We start from the raw sequence: 19,879 nt of genomic DNA on the forward strand, positions 1-19,879 counted from the left end.
TCGTTACGTCCACTGGAAGAGAGTGAGGAACACCCGCACAAGGCGGAATACAAGTGCAGCCGTCAGTACCGCGATAGCCTCACCGACGCGCAACTGGGCAACGATGAACGCGGTCCACGGCCCCGCAGCGTTGAGCATTGCGCAGAAGCTGATCTGCGACAGGAAATCAGGCGCTGGAATCAGATACACGATGGCCTTGACGAACGACAACACCAGCTCGATGAAGTCGGTCTGTAGATCCGTCATGAAATCGGAGAAATCCGCCCACAACGACGTGATCTGCTCCTTTGCCCACGTGGTGAGGGCGGTGACCGGCCCTACCCCATCGGCATATGCCCACGACGCTGACAGCACGAGCACAAGCAGCGCCGCAGCCAGCACGATCAGATGATTACGCTTCATAGCAGTGCCCACCTCAGCGCAACGATGCCCATGCCCGCAAGGAAGACGAATCCGGCGTACTGAAATAGCTGTAGCAGTGGGCCGGAGCACAGCGAGGCCAGGTCAAACTTGCCCGCGTACTGTCCACCGTCCCACGTTGCGGTCGGACAACTGCCACCGCCGGTACAGCTGCCAAAGAAGCCTTTGACCTTCGACAAGATCGGGGCCCCTTCAATGGCCGTCTTGAACTCCGCTATCACCTTTTGAACCGTCTTGCCCGACTTCTTGTAAAGACGCCCGGTCGTTGGGCCTGTTCCGCCGCCGTCACCTCCCTCACCTGGCCCCGGGCCAGTACCGCCACCGTCACCCGGGCCGGTACCACCACCGTCACCGTCACCGTCCCCCGGCCCCGTGCCGCCGCCATCGCCGCCGCCCGGGCCAGTACCTCCACCATCGCCGCCGCCCGGGCCTGTGCCGCCATCGCCACCGCCACCATCGCCGCCACCATCGCCGCCACCGTCGCCCGGACCGGTGCCGCCGCCATCGCCGCCTCCTTCGCCGGGATCGGGATTGGTTGGCTCCGGGTGGTCGTTCGTGCTGCACGCCTCACCGGTAGGCGTAAATAGACGCCCCGTTGGGGACTGCGCATAAAGCGAACCCCCATACGTGCAGCCGTTACTGCAAACACTGCCTAGGCCGTTGTCGCCACCACCCTTCCAGCCAAGTTCCTCCGGTCGGGCGCTGCATGCTTTGATCCAGTTGAAGTCCGGACCGCTCTGAATTTGTCCACTGACACCGCCACTGTCAGTCCTAAGCCGGTACATGGCTCGATAGGCGCCACCAAACACACCAGTGGTATAGATCTGGTTCACACACTGGCGATCAACAATTTTTTCCCCCGTCGTCTTGGAAAGCTGATTAAGGCACTTGGCGTATGCCTCGCCCTGATCATCCGCGAACGCCACGAAAGGCATCAGCCCGAAGGCAAGAAGTACAGCGAGCACTGCACATCGGGCGGGCGTCACTGACTTGCCTCATTGAATGCCAGGGCGACCGCATGACCAGCAAGGCCGCCGATGAACGCAAAGACCATGCACACAAGCATCGTCAATCCTCCCTTTCTGATTGGCCGCAGAAGACGCATTCGCCGCCATCGAACTCGTGCCCCACTTCATCGCAAACGGCTTCATCTACCTCGCCCGCCTGATCGTCCGCGTGTTCGTCGGCGTCAAGCTCTTCCCGATCTTCGAAGAAGCCTGCGATCTTTTCGACGCACCAGCGCCCGAAAAGAGGAAGGGCCAATAGCGTGCCGGCACCCACAATCGCGGCCAGTGCTTGTGCAACTGAAAGCCCGAGAAATACCCCACTGAAGTCCATCGTTCCCCCTAGTAGTCGATGACCACCCGGCATTCCGTGCACCACAGATTGCCGTCATCCAGAACGATCACGTCATCGCCGCCGCACTCGGGGCACCAGTCGTCCTGGCACTCATCGACATTGACGTCATCAAGCTGGGGCTGCATAGGAATCGGGGCCGGTTTCCCAGCCCCTACCCGGCGCGACTCTTCCGCTATCAGCGGAAGAAGTTCGCGACCTTGTTGGTGGCCCAGCGGGCGAAGCCCGGCGAGGCCTTCAGTGCGCCCGCACCGATGATGGCGCTCACGGCGCTGGTGACTGCGAGGCCGGTCAGGATGCTGTCGAAATCCATTGCAATACTCCTTCTGTGATGCGCGTTTTGCGCGTTGGATGGGGTGGTCAATCCCGCTCTGTACTGACCGACTTCACGACGGCGCCCACGATGTAGCCCAGCACGTTGAGTGCGAGCACCAGCGAGAACACCCCCGAGAACCAACCAGCGGCCACTTCCGGTTCGGGCCACTGAAATAGATCGATGAGAATTGAGGCCTGTGCGTGTTCTGCCGCCGACACAAGCACATACCCACCACACTGCGATGCAGGCTCCCCGGTGGGTACGAGCGTCCCCTCAGCTGTCAGAGACACGCACACGGCCATGACTTAGGCCTGAGCAGCCGCGCGAGGTGCGGACTTCGGCACCATGCGCAGGACGGTGAACTTGCTCAGCGATGCCACGCCCTTGTTGACCTGCAACATGGACTCAACGTCGAGCTCGTACTCGCCTTCGGGGTAGCCCGGCTGGCCCTTGTCCAGGCGCACGTCGAACGGATAGGCAAAACCACCGGTTTCAAGCTTGGCCTTCTGCTTGCGGGTGGTGTACTCGACGTTCTCACCAGCGTCGTTCTTGAAGCTGCCGCCGCGTTCGTCAATTTCGTTCTTGAGGACGGTGACCTTGATGCTCATGTGCTGTTACCCCTTTGAGGTTGGCTGTACGGCCGCGATTTCGGGCCAGTGCGCTGCTGTGTCACCTGTGACCCACTTCGGCAGCGATGGCGAAGTGCAGGATTCGATTACCGCCCGCAACGCCTGATCGTCAGGGCAGTTCTTGGCGATGAAATTGAGGGCCGCACCGTACTGGCGACGAATGTGGCGACGAACGCTCTTCCATGTCGCTTCAACGGCGGCTTTCGTGATTTCGATGCGCGTGGCAACACAGCGCAGAAAGGACAGGACCGGATAGGCGCCGAGCAGGTAGGAGGCCGGGTCACGCAGAATGTCGAGCGGCAGTTCCTTACGATTGGAGTTGCGGAACTGGGCCTCGTAGCGCACCCACGGCGAACTCTTGTCGCCCTGCTCCCTGCCCTTCTCGTAGACGCGCAGCTGCTTTTCAGATTTCTTGCCGCCGACATAGAACGTCTTGCCGTCACCGCTGTCGTAGTCATCCACCAGCTGCGCTTTAGGGCGCTGACCGCGATTGTTGAACTCACCTTCCTCGTACCACTTCTGCGCGAGCCGCAATGGGTATTCGCCCACCAGGTCATCGGCGCACACGTCAACACGAGTGATCCTTCCGGCGCAGCTTTCGAGCTTCGCTCGAAGCTCCAGCCACCGCTTCGCATGGCCGCAGCGCGCTGCGCCTATCGCCTTGCATCCATCACCGGTTAGCTCGATGCGGGCGGTATACGTGCCATCTGCGCGGCGGCACTCTTCGCCACCGAGTTCGATCATGCCAACGAACTTCTTGGCCGCGTCGATGATCTTGATACGCCACGTGTAGAAGCGACCGCCACCGGCTGTTTCATCCAGTTCAAGGCCAAGCCCGGCGAAGAACCAGCAGAACACCTGCAAGGCCGCGATGCGTGCGTTCTCCGGGGAGAACTCGATCCACTGGCGGACCTCTTCGAAGCTGTTGCCATCACGGAACGCAAGTTCGTCCAGCGCTGCGCGCAGATCGATGGAAGCGGAGAACCAGTCAATGCCGACCGTCAGGGTTCCATCGGCGTTCCTGAATTCACTGACTCCCCTGTTAGACGAGGGGAGTCCCGACCCGGCCAGCACCGCGCGATCACCGGCCATTGCAACGCCCCTTGCTGAGCTTCCACAGCCGACGAAGCGCCAGCCATGCCTGCTCGATCACGATGGAGAGCAACGCCGCTCCCAGCCAAACGGTGATCAGCGCGGCGCATGCCGCAAGACCCATGTCGAATTCCGCCAGTTCGGCGAATGAGGGAAACCTGCTCATGCGGCGCGCTCCTGCTCTTCGGCGTAGCGAGCAGCGGTCAGCAGATCACCGCGCTTGGTGGCGGCGATTTCAGCCTGATAGAAGGTTTCGTGATCGGGGGTCCAGCCGGTTGCGGCCAGTTCGGCGCGTGCCTGGGCGACGAAGGCGGCTTCGTGTGCACTGCGACGGGCAGACTCCCCATGCCGGTCGAGGCACCACGAAACCAGTTTGGCGCTACCAATCGAAACGGCCACGATGGCCGCCAGCAGCACGAAGGCAATGAACGGATCGATCATCCCTGCTCCCCTACCCCAAGCCCCAAGAGAACCCGCCAACAGCCTTGGGGTGCCGGTGGCGGGAGTGTCAAGGATTCCTCGACACCGGGGCGAACTGTAAAGTACCCCTGTACACCCATGTCAAGTAGGTATCGACAATGAGCGCCAGCTACGACCTGTTCTGCCGGTGGAAGCACGTGCAGAAGATCCAGAGCGACAACGCTGGTGCGCTGGCATTAGGCGTGTCCCGGGCGACCGTTTCCCTCTGGAAACAAGGGAAAAACGCGGAAATCCACTACATCGAGCGGATGGCGGTGGACATTGGTGACAGCCCGGAAATGTGGTCGGCTGTCGTGATGGCTGAGCGGAGCAATTCCGAGGACGAAAAGGCCGCGTGGCGCCGAATTGCGCAGAAACTCGCCACTGTGGCCATGGCGCTATGCCTCTTCGTGGGTACCGCCCTGCCCCGCGATGTGCAGGCTATGCCGCAGGCTGGTAATGCCTTGCACGATATACATTATGCGAAATGCCATATCTGCCGTTGTTGGGTTCGTCGGCTCTGCTTGGCAATGGCTGTGACTGGCTCTGGCTTGGCTAGAGACTCGGTCATGTCAGAATTCCCGCGCCCAAGTTAAAGATCCGAAGATGCGCTATGAATGTGATGGTTGTAAGGTCTACGCGAGTTGAGGTCGCGGCTCTGGCCCTTGGCCTGTTCTTGCTGTCGTGCGGAATCGTCACCGCAGCTCTGACCGGAGACGATAAAATTTGTGAAGGAATGAGTAATGGAAGCGCGGCCGACTGGGTGGCGGCCGTGGGTACTTGGGCCATGGGCATCGGTGCAGCTGGGCTCACTTTCTATCTGTGGTCGGCTGAGCAGCGGAAGAAAGATGGCGCTGAGGATCGCGTCCTCGCAGGAATTCAAGCGAAGTTGATGCGAATTACGCAAATGGGGCCTCACATCCCCCGCTATCGACCGGTCGGAACTGGTGTGCATCAGAACAAGGGACGGTTGCGAGCCGCAAGGAGATTGCTGGAGATGACGCGCATCACTCCGGAGGAATCGCAAGTCATGTGCGAGGCTCGGCAAGGTCAGAGCATGGAGCTCCAGATGGAACTCGAAATCACCCTCTTTGCGATCGACGAGGCCCTTGCAAGGCCCAGCTGGAAAGGTGGCGAGATGATCCTCGCTAGAGAGGCTCTCGGGACGGCTATGAAAACCGCGAAGACTGTATGGGATGAGATCAGTCGGGATCGGGAAAAATAGGTGATGCGCTCCGTATCCAGGGGCATCCAGAGCCTGAAAAACAGGCCATTACCTTGCCCGAGCGAACCTTCTAGAAGCGCTTGGCTGCAACGGCCATGGCGCTGTGCATGGCTGTAGGCTTCGCCCTGCCCTACAGGGCTCAGAACGCTTTTCTGAGGGGCTTGGGCTGGGTCTTTGGCGAGGCCTGTCCACGCAGCCTCGGCATGATCAGCTTTCCGAAGCTCCAGCACTACGCTTCTCGGGCACTTTCGTGATTAATGATCTCCCGTAAGGCGATGCTGTTAGTGATGCACAGCAAAAACAATTAGCTGCCACCTAATTGGATCTTGACCAGCGCTGTGCTGATGATGATTCTGCGGTGGCAACGGATTGTCTTTGTTTGCTGCTATTTCACTTCCGCAGCCTGAACAACGATAAATTCCGGAGTTGTGAGCGATCGTTCCTGGCGGCAGGAGTGCGTCGAACGCAACGCCGTCATTGTGAACAAGAAAATTCGCGTTCTTGTAACTTGCCATTTATCAATCCCTGGTTGTCGTCGATTCAAGCTAGGCCGCTTTTGAGTTTGATGCCTTCGAATAGAGGTTGGCGATGTTCAGCATTTCTTCGATCACTAAACGGATGCCATCTCGAAGCGGTGCGATATCACTCTCGCGCGCGTTATAACGCCTGTTGTGTGCAGAAAGGTCCCCTAGTCGTTTGAATTCCTTGAGGGCTTTGAGCCCCATTCTGCTCAACGATATCTTGTGATCGCTCTCAACGTAAGCCACAAGGTCACTGAGCGGCTGATAGTGAGCATCTTTCTTAATCTCTACCTCTCGCCCTTGGTGTTCGTACATTTCAATAATGAGGGTCTCAAGCAACCTACGGCACATGACGGCACAGCAATCGTAAAGCCTGCAGTCAAAGCTCTTGTTGATCTGATCTGCGATTCTCTCGATGTAGTTTCGAGTGCCATTGACGAGCCCCAGCGGAACTACGCTATCGCTAGCTGGCAACTCGGGCGCTCCGGCATAGATTACATAATCCGCATCCAGTTTTTTTCGGGCCGGTGGCCGAAGCGACCAGCCGCCTCCAGGGGCCACTGCTGTTCGTTTGTCAGCGCGAAGCATTCGGTCTAAGCGCGAAACGTTCTGCTGCGGGTGTCCAGCCGAGCGAAGAATCTCCGCAATATTCTTCGCGCTCAGCCCGATCGACGGATTCTCACGGCCTGCGAGCCACAGAAGTGCGATTGCTCGATCCATTTGGGTCTTGCAACGCTCGTCTACTTGAAGAAGAAAAGCTCGATATGGCACGTCTATTCCCTACTTATTAAAGGGATTTCCAAGCACTCCAGTCCTGCTTACAGAAGCAGCTGGTAATCAATATTGCCTTAGAGACCTGCGCAGGATTCAAGACAATCTGGCCGCCAGGGCGAGACTGAAGCCACTCTGCACTTTTTATGCCACGTGAGGCGTTGGGGTCCCGAAGACCAATTGTTCCCAAGACCCCCTGGGCTTGTCCTTGGGTAACGGGGCCGATACCACCATTTCGGGCCCACAAGCAAAGAGCTGTTGCAGCCAATACAATCGGCGCGACTGCTTTGGGCCCTCGCATAGGAAGTTCCTTCTTCATTTGCTCCCAACAATGGGAGTCCAGTCGCAGGTGCGGCTCCGAAGAAGTGGGATCGCAGGAGCCAACGAGCACATCGAGATCTACCCCTAGCTCTTTTGCAAATTTGTTGAGGGGCTCGGCCGCTGGTGTGTTCTGAGTCTGCTGCTGGGTCTGGACTTTGTTGGATGTGTTTTCAGCATCTATGCCTTGCATCTGTGCGCTAGGAAGCGTCATAGGGCTCAATGCCGAGGAGCCGCTGTTCATTGCCGCAAAAACTGCGTTCCATAGTATCGCGTCATCCACTTCTGCGACGACCACTTCATTGGCTTTCAAGACAACGGACATGCTGGCCTTGACCGGGCCCACCTTCTCATTGGCTTTCAAGGGAAATTCCTTTGTGTGTTTCTACAAATGATGCTCAATGATCCGTTTGAAGTCAATGTGCGACTTCGGCCGCGTCATTATGCAGAAGTAAGGTTCGAAATGTTCTGCAATCAATTGATAAATATAAGTCCAGATGCCCCGAAGTCCCGATGCTCCGACGTCCCGACGTCCCGACGTCCCGACGTCACTAACAGGATCATCCCTTGCCGAAATTTTGCTCGTTGTAGCGCCGGGGAGCTGAGGAAGATCGTGCCTTCTCTCGCGCAGTCGATGGATGGCAACGCAGACTATGTGCGACGAAACAGCCCTATAGGAGAGCTATTGATGGTTGGCAATCCTAGGCCACCTTGTCGCATCCGCCTCGCTCTTGGTTCGACTGGGTGGATACCGACAGAATACAGGTGTGCGCCTTCAACACCGGGGATAGCATTGCAGCGCAAGGCCTCAGCTACGTCGCAGCATATGCAACGATTCTGAAAATGTTGAAATTGGTGACGGCATCAGCCTTACTGCATTGGCATCGCGCACGACCGCGCGTATTCCTTTTCGTGCCACCAATACATCGGTGGCCGGGGCTCGAAATCCCGGTAACGCGACTGTAGTTTGCGCTTGCCAGCCGGCACCACGCCTTGTGGTGCCGGCTGGCAATCCGTCGGCCGGCTATGGCGGGCGGTGCGTGGGGGCCTTGTGCCCACCGGGCCTAGTCGCGTACCGGATTTCGAGCCACGCACCGTCCGCCACCTTTATCGGTGGCGGCTTCTGCATGCACGCAAGGAGCCCAGCCATGACCCAGCCTCACTCCCCTGCTCCGCACCCGATCCACGACGCGCCGGCCAACGGCACCGCTCTGGATCCGAACACGCTCATCGCCCTGCTGCACAGCATCGGCTCCGGCGCCGCCTCCGACGGCCAGCCTTGGCCTGAGCGCCATCAGATGCCCGGCCGACGCATCGCCCTGGCGGACACCGATTGCTCGCTGGCCGGCCTTCGCGTGGTGCTGGAGATCCTGCTGGCCGCACAGCGTGCCCGCGAGAACGGTGAGTTGGAGCAATACGTTGGCCCGCGCGTCATGGAGGGCCTGATCATGGCCGGGTTGGGACTCACGGCGCATGCCATCGATCGGGTGCGTCCGGAGGGCTGAGTGGCCTGGTGGCGCTGGGCGGCCACAGCGCTGCTCCTCACGGCAGTGGTCGCGGCACAACCTTGGTGGTCGGCGCCGCCTGTGCCCGAGGCGCTCGCGTTCCAGAGCATCACCGACAATCGCTTTTCACAGCTGCGCCGCCAAGCGGTGCAGTTCGTTGAGGCTCGGCCTCGGCAGGGCTTCCAGTTCGTTGAACGGCAACGGGATGTCTCTTTCCAGATTCGCTGCAACGGCATTCCGGTGCTCTTGCTGGAGAGGCGCTCGCGACATCTGCTGTTGCGTGTCTCACTGGACGCGGAGCGGCGGGCGCCCGCCGTTGTGCAGTTGCGGGCGCTCCTCCAATGGCAGCTGCAACCGTTGGGCCACTTGGAGCAGGTGCTGGCTGGCGTGCCGGAACCTGTTCTGTTGGATCGGGTGCTGCAGATTCTTGCTGGTGATGTGCCTGATGGGGCGCGATGTGGCGTGCCGTAGTCGAGCATGGCTCGACTCTACAGAGCCGCGGGCTGCGAGGGTTCGCGGCTAGTCACCTGCACGACGGGCATTGGTCCAGTGATCACGCGACTCACCGCACGGCATCGATCCAGCCCGCGAGGCGCGCACGCGCGAGATCTTCTGGCGTGTCGATATCCAGGCCCAGCTCCGGCGCTTGAAGGGCATGCACGGCATCGATGGGAAGCTGCCTCAAGCGCGCTCCGAAGCCGCGGTCACCGCTTGCACCCACCTGATTGAACCATGCGCGTGGCACCACTGCAGGAACGCCAAGGACGTTTCCGTGACGGGTGCCAGCGCACCCTGACGCCGAGGCGTGGGCACCCGAAAGCAACGCCTGCAGATGGGAGTGCTCGATCGCGGGCTGGTCGCATGCCACGACCATCACGGCGGCCACCGCGGGCAGCAGGTGTGTGCCTGCAACCTGCAGGCTGCTGGCCAGGCCGCTTTCCCAGCGGTGGTTGGTTACTGTAGTCGCATCCAGTCCGGAAATACTGGATGTCACGGCCTGTGCGTTCGCGCCCACCACCACCAGCACCTGCGAAGGCGCGAGCTCCAGCGCCAACCGCACTACGCGATGTACCAGGGTCTCGCCCTGCCGGGTCAGAAGCTGCTTGGGCTGGCCAAGCCGGGTGCTCCCGCCCGCCGCAAGCACGACGACCGCATGCGCGGCGGTCACGTGCCGGCGGTGCTTCGCCATTGCTGCAGCTGGGCGGCGATGCTGAGCGAAATCGCCTCCGGCCCTCGGCCGCCGATGTTGAGGCCGACCGGTGATCGAAGTCTGGAGGACAGGCGGTGGCGCTGATCGGGTGTCAGCAGCTTGAACAGATCCTCACGCCTTCGCCGCGGCCCCAGAAGTCCAATGAAGGCAACCTCGGTATCGGCCAGGGCCACCAGCGCCTCGCGGTCCAGCTCGAAGTCGTGGTGCATCACCAGCACCGCGTCGCACGGGTCGGCATGGAGGGCCTCGGCCGGGCTCACCTGGAGCTGTGCATCCGCGCCCTGCCCCGCTGAGGACCAGCGCGCTCGTCGTTCGGCCACGCTGACCCGCCACCCCAGTCCCCGCAGCAACGGAACCAGGAAGGGCGTTTCTGGACCGCCACCCAGCACCAGAGCCCGTGGAAGCCGGGGCAATGGCAAACGCCACGCTGCTTCTCCAAAGGGCTGCGCCCCGTCCATCGGGTTCAGCTGCCATGCCTGCTCGCGATGGCCGGCGCGGAAAACGATCTGCCCCGACGTGCGAAGGTCGCGCTGGAGTGACACCCCCTCGCGCAGCCAAGCCTCGATCACGGTGTCGATGCCGGTCATGACCCGCAACGGCAGAAGCGCAATCCGAAGCCGGCCGCGGCAGCCGAGCGCGGACCCACCCAACAGGTCGTCGTCACTGCGGGTGTCGATCTCGATCCAGTCGACCTGCCCTGCCGCGCTCACCTGCTCCGCGCGGCGCGCGAGCTCAGGCTCCAGGCATCCGCCGCTGAGCCAGCCGACCTGGCTGCCGTTGCAGAACAGCACCATGTCGCCGGCACCGGCGTAGGTGGAGCCATCGGTTTCCAGCACTAGCGCGAGCACGGCGTGCTCCCCCGCGCGCACGCGCGTCAAGGCCGTCTCGAGCACGCCGCGCGGGCTTCCTTCGGTGAGGAAGCCCGGTACTGGGGGCATATGCTCGGCAAGGTTCCTGGGCGCCACTTCGCCTGCTACAGCGGCATCCATGGCAGGCAAGGCAGCGGGTCGGTCCATGCGCAAGGGTCAGCCCACGTCGGGCAAGCCGGGCAACAGCTTGTCCAGGGTGATGGGATAGTTGCGCACGCGCACACCGGTTGCGTTGTAGACCGCATTGGCGATCGCGGCCCCGACCCCGCAGATGCCCAACTCGCCCACGCCCTTGGCCTTCATGGGCGAGATCACCGGATCCAGCGTGTCGAGGAAGACCACCTGCTGGTGTGGAATGTCGGCGTGCACGGGAACCTCGTAGCCCGCAAGGTCGTGGTTGATGAACAAACCAAGCCGTTTGTCGACCACCAGCTCCTCCATCAGGGTGGCGCCTGCGCCCATCACCATCCCGCCGATGACCTGGCTGCGTGCGGACAGCGGGTTGAGGATCCGGCCGCCATCGCATACGGCAAGCATCCTGCGGATGCGCGTCTCGCCGGTGTAGGCATGCACGGCGACCTCGCAGAAATGCGCTGCATAGGTGCCAACGTCGTACCCCTGCTTGAAGTTGCCGAAGGCAATGCCGTCCTCTGCCGACAGTGTCCCCGCTTCGGCAAGGTCGATGGTCCGCCCACCCGCCTCGATACGGCCATCGGCGAAGTTTGCCGTATCGCCGTCGAAGCCCAGTTTCTCGCCCACCTTGCGGCGCAGGCTGACGCACGCCGCGTACACGCCTGCGGTGGAGCTTGCCGCGCCCCACTGGCCGCCGGAACCGGCGGAGGCGGGATGGCGGGAGTCGCCGAGGGTCACCTGCACCCGGTCCAGCGGCACGCCCATGGTCTCGGCCGCCGTCTGCGCGATGATCGTGTAGGAGCCGGTGCCGATGTCGGTCATGTCGGTTTCCACGATCACCCCGCCCTGGCCGTCAAGCCGGACCCGCGCCGCCGACTTCATCGTCGGTGCACCGCGATAGCCTGCGGACACGCCCATGCCGACCAGCCAGTGCCCTTCCCTTACCTGCGCCGGCTTAGCGCTACGCTTGTTCCAGTTGAAGCGTTCCGCGCCCTCGCGCAGGCAGCGCACCAGGTTGCGGTCGGAGAACTTCTTGGACGGATCGCCGGGTACGACCTCCGGCTCGTTGAGAATGCGGAACGCGATCGGGTCGAGGCCCAGCTTCTCGGCCATTTCGTCCATCGCCACTTCCAGCGCCATGTGGCCCGGTGCTTCGCCTGGCGCGCGCATCGCATTGCCCTCGGGCATGTCGAGCGTGGCGATGTAGTTGGCCACCAGGCGGTTGGCGCCTGCATAGAGCTTGGGCGTCTGCAGGGTGCCGTTCTCGCCGTCCTCGCCGTTGATGTTGCCCGACCAGTTCTCATGGGCGATGGCGGAGATCCTGCCGTCTTTCGCGCAACCGATCCGGACGCGTTGGATGGTCGCGTGCCGGTGCGTGGTGTTGTTGGGCATCAACGGGCGTTGCAGCGCGATCTTCACCGGCCGCCCGACCTGCTTGGCCGCCAGTGCGGCCAGCACCGCATCGGCGCGGATGAACAGCTTGCCGCCGAAGCCGCCGCCGATATAGGGCGAGTCCACGCGCACATTGCCAGAATCGATACCGAGGATCGCGGCAATGCCCTGCTTGGCCCAGTCGATCATCTGGTTCGAGGTCCACAGGGTGAGCGTGTCCCCTTCCCATGCGGCGATGGTGGCGTGCGGCTCCATCATCGAATGACTTTCGTCGGCTGTGTGGTAGGTCTCGTCCAGCTTGGCCGCCGCGCTCGCGTAGGCGGTGTCGAAATCGCCGAGCGTCTGCCGGTCGGGCTTGCCACCGCGCCCCTTGGCCAGCGGCGCGGACGGCGCCAGCGCTGGGAAATCGAAGCGCCCCTTGCCGCGCTCGTAACGGGTGCGGATCAACGCCGCAGCGGCGCGGGCCTGCTCGAAGGTCTCGGCCACCACGCAGGCAATGGCCTGGTGGTAATGGGCGACCTCGGGCCCGCCGAACAGTGGCGCATTGTTCCAGTTGGATGTGCCGACCGGTTTGGTCTCCGGTGCGGTGATCACCGCCAGTACGCCGGGGGCGGCACGTGCACGGGAGGCATCCATCGAAATGATGCGCCCCTTGCCGATGCCCGCGCCGACGATGTAGCCGTAGACCTGATTCGGCACCACGTCATGGCGCTCGTAGGCATAGGGGGCGGTGCCGGTGGTCTTGCGTGGGCCGTCGATGCGCGGCGTCGACTTGCCGACGACCTTGGCCTTGTCGAACAGGTTGTCACCGGCGGGGGCGTTGAATTCGAGGGGCATCAGCGCTCTCCTTCGGCCAGAGCGGCTGCGAGCGTGCGCTCGGCGAGCGTGATCTTGAACGCGTTCTCCTGCGTTGGACGGGCACCGGCGAACACCTGCCGGGTCGCGGCCTTGACGCTGTCGCGCAGCAGGGGTTCGGCTGCTTCAATGCGCCACGGCTTCGGTGCGACCCCGCCGAACGCGAACCGCGCCGAGCCGTCACGCTGCAGGACCGCGGCGACCGACACCAGTGCGAACGCATAGGACGCGCGGTCACGCACCTTGTGGTACACGTGCCGGCCGCCCAGCGGTTCCGGCAGCGTGACGTGGGTGATCAGCTCACCGCGCTGCAGCACGTTGTCCTGCTGTGGCGTGTCGCCTGGGGAACGATGGAACTCGGCAATCGGAATGCTGCGCGTGCTGCCATCGCCCTTGACGGTCTGGATCGAGGCGTCCAGCACGCGCAGCGCCACCGCCATATCGCCCGGATAGGTCGCGATGCAGCTGTCCGAGGTACCGATCACGCCCATCTGCCGGGAGAACCCTTCGAGCGCGCCGCAGCCTGATCCGGGCAGGCGCTTGTTGCAGGGCAGATGGGGGTCGTAGAAGTACGGGCAGCGGGTGCGCTGCAGCAGGTTGCCGCCGGTGGTGGCCTTGTTGCGCAGCTGCCCGGACGCGCCAGCCACGATCGCGCGGGTCAACACCGCATAGTCGCGGCGCACGCGCTCATGCGAGGCCAGTGCGGTATTGGTGACCAGCGTGCCGATGCGCAGGCCGCCGTCGTCTGTAGGTTCGATCCTGTCCAGGCCGATGTCCTGCACGTCGACCAGATGCGCTGGCGTCTCGACCTCCAGCTTCATCAGGTCGAGCAGGTTGGTTCCTCCCGCCAGGAACTTCGCGCCCTCGGTGCCGGCGACGGCCTTGGCTGCCTCGGCAGGAGACTTCGCGCGCTCGTAACTGAAGACCTTCATGAGCGCCCCCTTCCAGCGGCCGCGCCAGCGACCTCTTGCATCGCCTCGGCAATGTTGGAATACGCGCCGCAGCGGCAGAGGTTGCCGCTCATGCGTTCGCGCATTTCCATGTTGGTGGCCTGCGGCCGTGCGCTGACATCGGCCTGCGCATGGCTGGGGACACCGCGCTTGATCTCGTCCAGTACCGCCACGGCCGAACAGATCTGCCCCGGCGTGCAATACCCGCACTGGTAGCCGTCATGCTTGATGAAGGCGGACTGCATCGGATGCAGGTCACCAGGGGTTCCGAGGCCTTCGATGGTAGTGATGGCATCGCCCTGGTGCTGCACCGCCAGGCTGAGGCAGGCATTGATGCGTTCACCGTTGACCAGAACGGTACAGGCGCCGCACTGACCGTGGTCGCAGCCCTTCTTGGTCCCGGTCAGCTTCAGATGTTCGCGCAGGGCGTCGAGCAGCGTGGTCCGCGTGTCCAGCTCGAGCTCACGATGCGTGCCGTTGACCGTCAACGCCACCGTGCTGATGACCGGCGGCCTGGGCGGCGGGAATGCCGCCAGTTCGGCGGCGAGCGATGACGCCCCCGGTGCGGCGGACATCGCCATGGTCGTGGCGCCGCCGGCGATCACCTGGCGACGCGTCAACTTCATTCCTTCGTCCCAACTTGGCACAGTGACCTCCTGGCGTTCGGGGAAACCCCGTGGCTGGATGGACGCGCTCAGACTACCCAAGGGGCACTATGCCCGGCTGGTTAGTACAGATCTGTGAAGCCTGTCCAGGGTGTGCCGGCATCGTCGGCCGAGCCTACTGGCCGGTCATCTTCAACGCCGCCTCTGGCGAACGCGGGCCTCGCGGACAGCGTATTGATGCGCAAGGCGTGCCTCGCTGGTCTGCGGAACTGCGCCATGCGGCGCTCGGATACGGTGCTGCGTCGGTGGTCAGCAACCGCTGTGGTCCGGGCGAGCTGCCACGGCCGTGCATGATGCTGGACTCATTGCCGTGTGGTCGGCTGCGGGAAGACGCCAGAAGGATGAGCAGTACATAGCAGGCCACGCCCCCAGGGTCAGGCCCATGGCAGGCAATAGTCGAGCATGGCTCGACTCTATATAGGCGCACCGTGCGGTCAGACCTGCACATGCACCACATGGCTGATGCCACGATGGAACATCTTGGCGTACGGACAGACGCGTTCGGTGTTGCGCACCAGTTCGCAGGCCAGGTTCGCATCCATGCCGGGAAGATGGACCACGATCTCGGCAGACAGCAGGTACAGCCCATCTGCCGGATCACGGGCGAAGGTGACCGCCACTTCGACGCTGGGGTTGTGCAGCAGCAGGCCGGCACGCGCGGCCACCAGCACCATGGCGCCGTGAAAACAGCCGGCGTAGCTTGCCGCCAATAGCTGCTCGGGATTGGAGCCGCCGCCAGGCCCGCCGAGTTCCGGCGGCAGGCGCAGGTCCACCGCCAGTGCACCGTCGTCCGATCGCACAACGCCAGACGCGCGCCCGTGCTGGGCCTGGCCGCCGCTCACCCGTACGCGGCCGGTGTACAACGGCTGCACGTCGTCGCCCTGGTAGCGGTCCAGCATGGCGGGCGAAGGTGGCTTCAGCTCGATCATTGGCAGGCGATCGATTCGCTACTCAGGCGGGCTGCCGCTGCAGCAGGCCGGACTGCTGCAGCCAGGCGTCGAAGCCGACCTGCCCCAGCCACGCCTGCCCCACCGGCACCAGCGTATCGATCTGCAGCGGCGCACCGAAGTACAGGGCCTCGGCATCTGCCACGACCTGCCGCGGATCCCCAGTCTGCTGCAGATACTGCCTGGCCAGATCCGCCATCGCGGCGCGCTGGGGGCCCGCAATTTCCACGACGCCATTGCGGGGTGGCTGCTGCGCGATGCGTGCCACCGCTTCGGCAACATCCTCGGCGGCAATCGGCTGTACGTCGGCGGCGGGCAAGTGCAGGGTCGCTCCATTGCCGGCGGACTGGATGATGCCCGGCAGGAACTCGAAGAACTGCGTGGAATGGATGATGGTGTACGGCAGGCCTGAGTCGCGGATCAGGCGCTCCTGGGCGATCTTGCCGCGGAAGTAGCCGCTGGCCGCAAGCTTGTCGGTGCCTACGACGGAAAGCGCAACGTGGTGGCGTACCCCGGCACGGGCTTCGGCGGTCAGGATGTTGTGGCCGGCGGTCACGAAGAACGAAAGCACTGCCGCATCTTCGAACGAGGGCGAGTTGGCCAGGTCCACCACCACGTCGACGCCATCCATGGCGGCGTCCAGGCCTTCACCGGTCAGCACATCCACGCCGGTGGAGGGCGCGGCCGCCACGATGTCATGCCCGGCGGTGCGCAGGCGCTCCACCACCTTGCTGCCGATGCGGCCGGTACCACCGATGACGAGGAATTTCATGACGTGTCTCCTGGAATGTAGAAGGGGCGACCGGCTGTGGCCGGGCATGCTGGAATCGTAGGCAGCGTGGGTGCGGGGCAGTAGGTCCGCGCTGGGGCGCGCACTGTTGCCCGGCGCGCACCAATGTGTTCAGGCCCAGGCGGGCTGTGCCCCTGGCTTCATGGGGATGGCCTGTTGGCGTGCTTCCCAGTGCGAGATCACATCCAGTTCGAGCGCGCGCACCCGCTGCGTGCTGAAGTCGATGAAGGCACGCACGCGCTTGGGAAGCTGGCGGCGGCTGAGGTAGCACAGGTAGTGGCCGCGATCGAGCGGCGCATGCCGATCCAGGCAGGTCACCACCCTGCCCGCCCACAACGCTTCACGTACCTGATAGCTGGGCAGCTGGGCGATGCCCAGCCCGTCGATGACCGCCTGCAGCGCGAGGTCGGCATCATTGAACACCAGTGCGGCCGGGGGCTGCAGGTGCACATCGGTGCCGTCGACCCGGAATTCCCAGGGCTGCATGCGCCCACCCGGCAGGCGCCGCCCGATGCAGGCATGCGTGGACAGCGCATCCACCGACGACGGTAGACCATGCGCCTCCACGTACGCCGGTGACGCGCACACCACCAGCTGCATCGGCACGAGCTGCTTTGCGATCACCTGGCTGTCTTCCAGCAGGCCATCGCGGAACGCCACATCGATGCGGTCACCGGCCAGGTCGGGGGCCTGCTCGTCCAGCAGCAGTTCTACAGAGACCTGCGGGTACTCGGCGCGGAAGGCGGCCAGCAAGGGGGCGATCACCCGTCGGCCGAAGCCGTGGCTGGCACTGATGCGCAGGTGCCCGCGCGGCGGGCCCTCGCGCAGGTCGCGCATTTCCTCCAGCGCCTGCAGGATGCAGTTCACGCCCGGGTTGCAGCCTTCCAGGAACAGCTCGCCTTCGCGGGTCAGCGTGGTCGAGCGCGTGGTGCGCAGGAACAACCGTACGCCCAGCTGGCTTTCCAGCTTCTGCACGCTGCGGCTGACGGCCGAACGGCCGATGCCGAGGCGGTCGGCCGCGCGGGCGAAACTGCCCTCGGCCGCCACTGCAATGAAGGCCAGCACGCCGGCGTAGCTGGTGGAGAAGGATGCATTGAGCGCATCGTGGCCGTCGCTGGCCGGGCTGGGCTGTGCGGTGTTCATGGGCGGCCTGGCTCCAGGCGGGCACGGTGTGCGTGCAGGTGGTTCCGCGCCAGCGCGAGGCGTTGCCTGCACGCGGACAGGTCGAGCCCCAGCAGGGGCACGATGTCCTCAAACCCGGCGCCCAGCACGTCGTGCAGCAACAGCACCGCACGTGCATCGGGCGGCAATTCGCGCAGCGCGGCCAGGAAGGTCTGCCAGACCTGTTCGCTGGCAGGGCGGAATGCGGTGCGCAGGTGCGATGAGGTGTCCATGCCCGGCAGACGGCCGAGCATCGGCCGCTGTGACAGGCCATTGGTGTTTTTCATGCAACAGCATGCGGCCCGGCCCCGGCCTACCGGCAGTGCGGGCGCAGGCCTAGCCTCGCTGTGTCCTTCACTCGCTACAGGAACACACCATGACCGCACGTCTGGATTACGCCGCGCAATCCCCCGAACTGTTCAAGAAGCTCGGCCTGTACTCGCATGCCGCCCATACCGCCTCGATCGAAGCGGCCATCATCGATCTGGTCAACATCCGTGCATCGCAGCTCAACGGCTGCGGCTTCTGCCTGGACATGCACGTGAAGGAGGCCACCCTGCGCGGCGAGCGCCCACTGCGCCTGCATCACCTGGCGGCATGGCGTGAATCGACGCTGTTCAGCCCGCGCGAGCGCGCCTGCCTGGCCTGGACCGAGGTGCTGACCCAGCTGCCGGCGCAGGGTGTGCCCGATGAGCTGTACGCGCGCGTGCGCGGCCAGCTGTCCGAGCAGGAGATCGTCGACCTGACCCACGCGGTGATGGCGATCAACGCCTGGAACCGCGCCAACGTCGCCTTCCGCACCACGCCCGGCACCCTGGACGCGGCCTTTGGCCTGGACAAGGCCGGCCTGGCCTGATCGATCCGCCGCTGCCCCATGCAGCGGCCCTCCCCTACCGCACTGGAGACCTGCCATGCGTCGTTCTGTTCTGGCCCTGCTTGCGTTGCTGCCACTGTGCAGCGCTGCCGCCTCCCCGCCCCCTGCTGCGCCCGAGCCCCTGGTGCACGAGGTGATGACCCGCGCCCTGCCGGAGCAGCCCGGCAAGGAAGCACTGATCCTTACCGTGGAATACCCGCCGGGTGGCGCCGATCCGGTGCACCGCCACGATGCCCATGGCTTCGTCTATGTCCTGAAAGGACGGATCGTGATGGGCGTGGCCGGCGGCAAGGAAGTCACCCTCGGCCCGGGCGAGGCCTTCCATGAAGGTCCGGCCGATCTGCACACCGTGGGCCGTAACGCCAGCGCTACCGAGCCGGCGAAGTTCGTGGTGTTCCTGATCAAGGACATCGGCAAGCCGGCGGTTCTGCCACCGCACTGATCGCACGTCCGGCGCTGGTGCCAACGACAGGTCCCCGGGTGTCACAATCCGGGGACCTGTCCCGTCTACGCTGGCATGGACGATTCCACTGCGCTGTTCTCCCGCCTCCGCCCACGCCTGTTCGGCGTGGCCTACCGCATGCTCGGGTCTTCGCACGAAGCCGAAGACGTGGTGCAGGATGTCTGGCTGCGCTGGCATGGCGCCGACCAGTCACAGATCGAGAATCCCGAAGCCTGGCTGGTGGCCACCACCACCCGTCGCGCCATTGATGGCCTGCGCTTGGCACGGCATACACGCGAACATTATGTCGGCATGTGGTTGCCCGAGCCGCTGCTGACCGATGACACCAGCACCCCTGAATATGTGCTGGAAACCGCCAGTGATCTGTCGGTCGCCTTCCTCAGCGTGCTGGAGCGGTTGGCCCCGGATGCACGTGCGGCCTTCCTGCTGCACGACGTATTCGACCAGGACTACGCGGTGGTCGCGCGCACCCTGGACAAGACAGAAGCCGCCTGCCGGCAGATCGTGCATCGCGCACGGCTGCAGCTCAGGCAGGAGCGCCCGCGCTACAACGTCCCGCAGGAGGTGCACCAGAAACTGCTGCGCCGCTTCGCTGAGGCCGCATCCAGCGGCGATTTCCGTACGATGAAGGCGCTGATGGCCGAGTCGGCCGAGCTGGTGGGTGATGGCGGTGGCATCGTCACCAGCTTCCCCAAACCGATGGTCGGGGGCGCTCGCATTGCCCAGCTGCTGTATGCCCCGCACCTGCGGCGCAGCGCGCAATTGCGGATGGTGCCGGCCATGCTCAACGGGCGGTTGGGACTGCTGCGCTATTTCGATGGTGAGCTGGAAGCGGCGATGGCCTTCGAGACCGATGGCGAACGGATCACGCAGATCCTGGTTCAGCGCAACCCGCACAAGCTGCAGCGGCTGGCACTGCCCACCTCCATCCAGTAGATCCGCGCCCCGCGTGGATGGCA

The 19,879-nt window shown here is 63.8% G+C and carries 29 protein-coding genes; 8 read left to right on the forward strand and 21 right to left on the reverse strand.

The window, feature by feature from the left end:
* Positions 1-3 precede the first annotated feature (3 nt).
* The 9 genes from ACJ7C5_RS06590 to ACJ7C5_RS06630 form a co-directional block, all read right to left on the reverse strand.
* The gene (locus ACJ7C5_RS06590) at positions 4-402 is read right to left on the reverse strand and encodes a hypothetical protein (protein ID WP_412703390.1); all 399 of its coding nucleotides are present in this window, start codon (positions 400-402) and stop codon (positions 4-6) included.
* The gene (locus tag ACJ7C5_RS06595) at positions 399-1,385 is read right to left on the reverse strand and encodes a hypothetical protein (protein ID WP_412703391.1); all 987 of its coding nucleotides are present in this window, start codon (positions 1,383-1,385) and stop codon (positions 399-401) included. Before ACJ7C5_RS06595 ends, ACJ7C5_RS06590 begins: the two co-directional genes overlap by 4 nt.
* A gap of 103 nt (positions 1,386-1,488) precedes the next feature.
* Positions 1,489-1,758, reverse strand: a complete 270-nt coding sequence (locus tag ACJ7C5_RS06600; protein WP_412703392.1) for a hypothetical protein — start codon at positions 1,756-1,758, stop codon at positions 1,489-1,491.
* 8 nt (positions 1,759-1,766) lie between these two features.
* On the reverse strand, positions 1,767-1,904 hold the full coding sequence (locus tag ACJ7C5_RS06605; protein ID WP_197649967.1) for a hypothetical protein: 138 nt from the start codon (positions 1,902-1,904) through the stop codon (positions 1,767-1,769).
* A 50-nt stretch (positions 1,905-1,954) separates the two neighbouring features.
* Entirely contained in the window at positions 1,955-2,089 is a 135-nt protein-coding gene (locus ACJ7C5_RS06610; protein ID WP_087786531.1) for a capsid protein, read from the reverse strand.
* A 308-nt stretch (positions 2,090-2,397) separates the two neighbouring features.
* Entirely contained in the window at positions 2,398-2,700 is a 303-nt protein-coding gene (locus ACJ7C5_RS06615; protein WP_049405693.1) for a single-stranded DNA-binding protein, read from the reverse strand.
* Between the two features lie 6 nt (positions 2,701-2,706).
* Entirely contained in the window at positions 2,707-3,813 is a 1,107-nt protein-coding gene (locus tag ACJ7C5_RS06620; RefSeq protein WP_412703393.1) for a replication initiation factor domain-containing protein, read from the reverse strand.
* Positions 3,803-3,979 (reverse strand): hypothetical protein, encoded by a 177-nt coding sequence (locus ACJ7C5_RS06625; protein WP_412703394.1) that lies wholly within the window; start codon positions 3,977-3,979, stop codon positions 3,803-3,805. Before ACJ7C5_RS06625 ends, ACJ7C5_RS06620 begins: the two co-directional genes overlap by 11 nt.
* Positions 3,976-4,254, reverse strand: coding sequence for a hypothetical protein (locus ACJ7C5_RS06630; RefSeq protein ID WP_412703395.1), 279 nt, complete (start codon positions 4,252-4,254; stop codon positions 3,976-3,978). The genes ACJ7C5_RS06625 and ACJ7C5_RS06630 overlap by 4 nt, the downstream gene beginning before the upstream one ends.
* A gap of 137 nt (positions 4,255-4,391) precedes the next feature.
* Here ACJ7C5_RS06630 and ACJ7C5_RS06635 point away from each other — a divergent pair, with 137 nt between their 5' ends.
* From ACJ7C5_RS06635 to ACJ7C5_RS06645, 3 genes are all read left to right on the forward strand, one after another.
* On the forward strand, positions 4,392-4,868 hold the full coding sequence (locus ACJ7C5_RS06635) for a DUF3693 domain-containing protein (protein ID WP_412703396.1): 477 nt from the start codon (positions 4,392-4,394) through the stop codon (positions 4,866-4,868).
* Positions 4,869-4,885: 17 nt separating this feature from the next.
* On the forward strand, positions 4,886-5,497 hold the full coding sequence (locus ACJ7C5_RS06640; protein WP_412703397.1) for a hypothetical protein: 612 nt from the start codon (positions 4,886-4,888) through the stop codon (positions 5,495-5,497).
* A gap of 80 nt (positions 5,498-5,577) precedes the next feature.
* Positions 5,578-5,751 (forward strand): hypothetical protein, encoded by a 174-nt coding sequence (locus ACJ7C5_RS06645; RefSeq protein WP_412703398.1) that lies wholly within the window; start codon positions 5,578-5,580, stop codon positions 5,749-5,751.
* Between the two features lie 27 nt (positions 5,752-5,778).
* Here ACJ7C5_RS06645 and ACJ7C5_RS06650 read toward each other — a convergent pair whose 3' ends face one another.
* The 3 genes from ACJ7C5_RS06650 to ACJ7C5_RS06660 all read right to left on the reverse strand — a co-directional run bounded on the left by ACJ7C5_RS06650 (position 5,779) and on the right by ACJ7C5_RS06660 (position 7,471).
* Positions 5,779-6,012 carry a hypothetical protein gene (locus tag ACJ7C5_RS06650; RefSeq protein ID WP_412703399.1) on the reverse strand — a complete coding sequence of 78 codons (234 nt, stop codon included), beginning with the start codon at positions 6,010-6,012 and terminating at the stop codon, positions 5,779-5,781.
* Between the two features lie 30 nt (positions 6,013-6,042).
* Positions 6,043-6,738: a hypothetical protein gene (locus tag ACJ7C5_RS06655; protein WP_412703400.1), complete on the reverse strand. Its 696-nt coding sequence runs from the start codon at positions 6,736-6,738 to the stop codon at positions 6,043-6,045.
* 67 nt (positions 6,739-6,805) lie between these two features.
* Positions 6,806-7,471: a hypothetical protein gene (locus tag ACJ7C5_RS06660; RefSeq protein ID WP_412703401.1), complete on the reverse strand. Its 666-nt coding sequence runs from the start codon at positions 7,469-7,471 to the stop codon at positions 6,806-6,808.
* Between the two features lie 784 nt (positions 7,472-8,255).
* Here ACJ7C5_RS06660 and ACJ7C5_RS06665 point away from each other — a divergent pair.
* Both ACJ7C5_RS06665 and ACJ7C5_RS06670 read left to right on the forward strand, forming a co-directional pair.
* Positions 8,256-8,612 carry a hypothetical protein gene (locus ACJ7C5_RS06665; protein ID WP_412703402.1) on the forward strand — a complete coding sequence of 119 codons (357 nt, stop codon included), beginning with the start codon at positions 8,256-8,258 and terminating at the stop codon, positions 8,610-8,612.
* A complete protein-coding gene (locus tag ACJ7C5_RS06670; RefSeq protein WP_412703403.1) occupies positions 8,613-9,083 on the forward strand; it encodes a hypothetical protein in 471 nt (156 codons plus the stop codon). It begins immediately after the preceding gene.
* Positions 9,084-9,174: 91 nt separating this feature from the next.
* On the opposite strand, the gene ACJ7C5_RS06675 is transcribed toward ACJ7C5_RS06670, so the two are convergent.
* The 9 genes from ACJ7C5_RS06675 to ACJ7C5_RS06715 form a co-directional block, all read right to left on the reverse strand.
* A complete protein-coding gene (locus tag ACJ7C5_RS06675) occupies positions 9,175-9,801 on the reverse strand; it encodes a nucleotidyltransferase family protein (protein WP_412703404.1) in 627 nt (208 codons plus the stop codon).
* Complete coding sequence (locus ACJ7C5_RS06680) at positions 9,777-10,715, reverse strand: XdhC family protein (protein ID WP_412703405.1); 939 nt, start codon at positions 10,713-10,715, stop codon at positions 9,777-9,779. Before ACJ7C5_RS06680 ends, ACJ7C5_RS06675 begins: the two co-directional genes overlap by 25 nt.
* 132 nt (positions 10,716-10,847) lie before the next feature.
* Positions 10,848-13,052 (reverse strand): aldehyde oxidoreductase molybdenum-binding subunit PaoC, encoded by a 2,205-nt coding sequence (gene paoC / locus ACJ7C5_RS06685; protein ID WP_412703406.1) that lies wholly within the window; start codon positions 13,050-13,052, stop codon positions 10,848-10,850.
* Positions 13,052-14,002 (reverse strand): FAD binding domain-containing protein, encoded by a 951-nt coding sequence (locus ACJ7C5_RS06690; RefSeq protein WP_412703407.1) that lies wholly within the window; start codon positions 14,000-14,002, stop codon positions 13,052-13,054. Before ACJ7C5_RS06690 ends, paoC begins: the two co-directional genes overlap by 1 nt.
* Positions 13,999-14,640, reverse strand: a complete 642-nt coding sequence (gene paoA / locus ACJ7C5_RS06695) for an aldehyde dehydrogenase iron-sulfur subunit PaoA (protein WP_412703408.1) — start codon at positions 14,638-14,640, stop codon at positions 13,999-14,001. Before paoA ends, ACJ7C5_RS06690 begins: the two co-directional genes overlap by 4 nt.
* Positions 14,641-15,119: 479 nt before the next feature.
* Positions 15,120-15,614: an Ohr family peroxiredoxin gene (locus ACJ7C5_RS06700; RefSeq protein ID WP_412703409.1), complete on the reverse strand. Its 495-nt coding sequence runs from the start codon at positions 15,612-15,614 to the stop codon at positions 15,120-15,122.
* A gap of 22 nt (positions 15,615-15,636) precedes the next feature.
* Positions 15,637-16,404 (reverse strand): SDR family oxidoreductase, encoded by a 768-nt coding sequence (locus tag ACJ7C5_RS06705; protein WP_412703410.1) that lies wholly within the window; start codon positions 16,402-16,404, stop codon positions 15,637-15,639.
* Between the two features lie 129 nt (positions 16,405-16,533).
* Positions 16,534-17,565: a LysR family transcriptional regulator gene (locus tag ACJ7C5_RS06710; protein WP_412703411.1), complete on the reverse strand. Its 1,032-nt coding sequence runs from the start codon at positions 17,563-17,565 to the stop codon at positions 16,534-16,536.
* Positions 17,562-17,870: a sigma factor-like helix-turn-helix DNA-binding protein gene (locus ACJ7C5_RS06715; protein WP_097047566.1), complete on the reverse strand. Its 309-nt coding sequence runs from the start codon at positions 17,868-17,870 to the stop codon at positions 17,562-17,564. Before ACJ7C5_RS06715 ends, ACJ7C5_RS06710 begins: the two co-directional genes overlap by 4 nt.
* Before the next feature lie 89 nt (positions 17,871-17,959).
* On the opposite strand from ACJ7C5_RS06715, the gene ACJ7C5_RS06720 reads away from it, so the two are divergent.
* The 3 genes from ACJ7C5_RS06720 to ACJ7C5_RS06730 all read left to right on the forward strand — a co-directional run bounded on the left by ACJ7C5_RS06720 (position 17,960) and on the right by ACJ7C5_RS06730 (position 19,856).
* Complete coding sequence (locus tag ACJ7C5_RS06720) at positions 17,960-18,439, forward strand: carboxymuconolactone decarboxylase family protein (RefSeq protein ID WP_154349089.1); 480 nt, start codon at positions 17,960-17,962, stop codon at positions 18,437-18,439.
* Between the two features lie 55 nt (positions 18,440-18,494).
* Positions 18,495-18,899, forward strand: a complete 405-nt coding sequence (locus tag ACJ7C5_RS06725) for a cupin domain-containing protein (protein ID WP_412703412.1) — start codon at positions 18,495-18,497, stop codon at positions 18,897-18,899.
* A gap of 75 nt (positions 18,900-18,974) precedes the next feature.
* Positions 18,975-19,856 carry an RNA polymerase sigma-70 factor gene (locus ACJ7C5_RS06730; protein WP_097047569.1) on the forward strand — a complete coding sequence of 294 codons (882 nt, stop codon included), beginning with the start codon at positions 18,975-18,977 and terminating at the stop codon, positions 19,854-19,856.
* Positions 19,857-19,879: the final 23 nt, after the last annotated feature.

The organism is Nocardiopsis yanglingensis (genome assembly GCF_045809185.1).
GTDB classification, from domain to species: domain Bacteria; phylum Pseudomonadota; class Gammaproteobacteria; order Xanthomonadales; family Xanthomonadaceae; genus Stenotrophomonas; species Stenotrophomonas yanglingensis.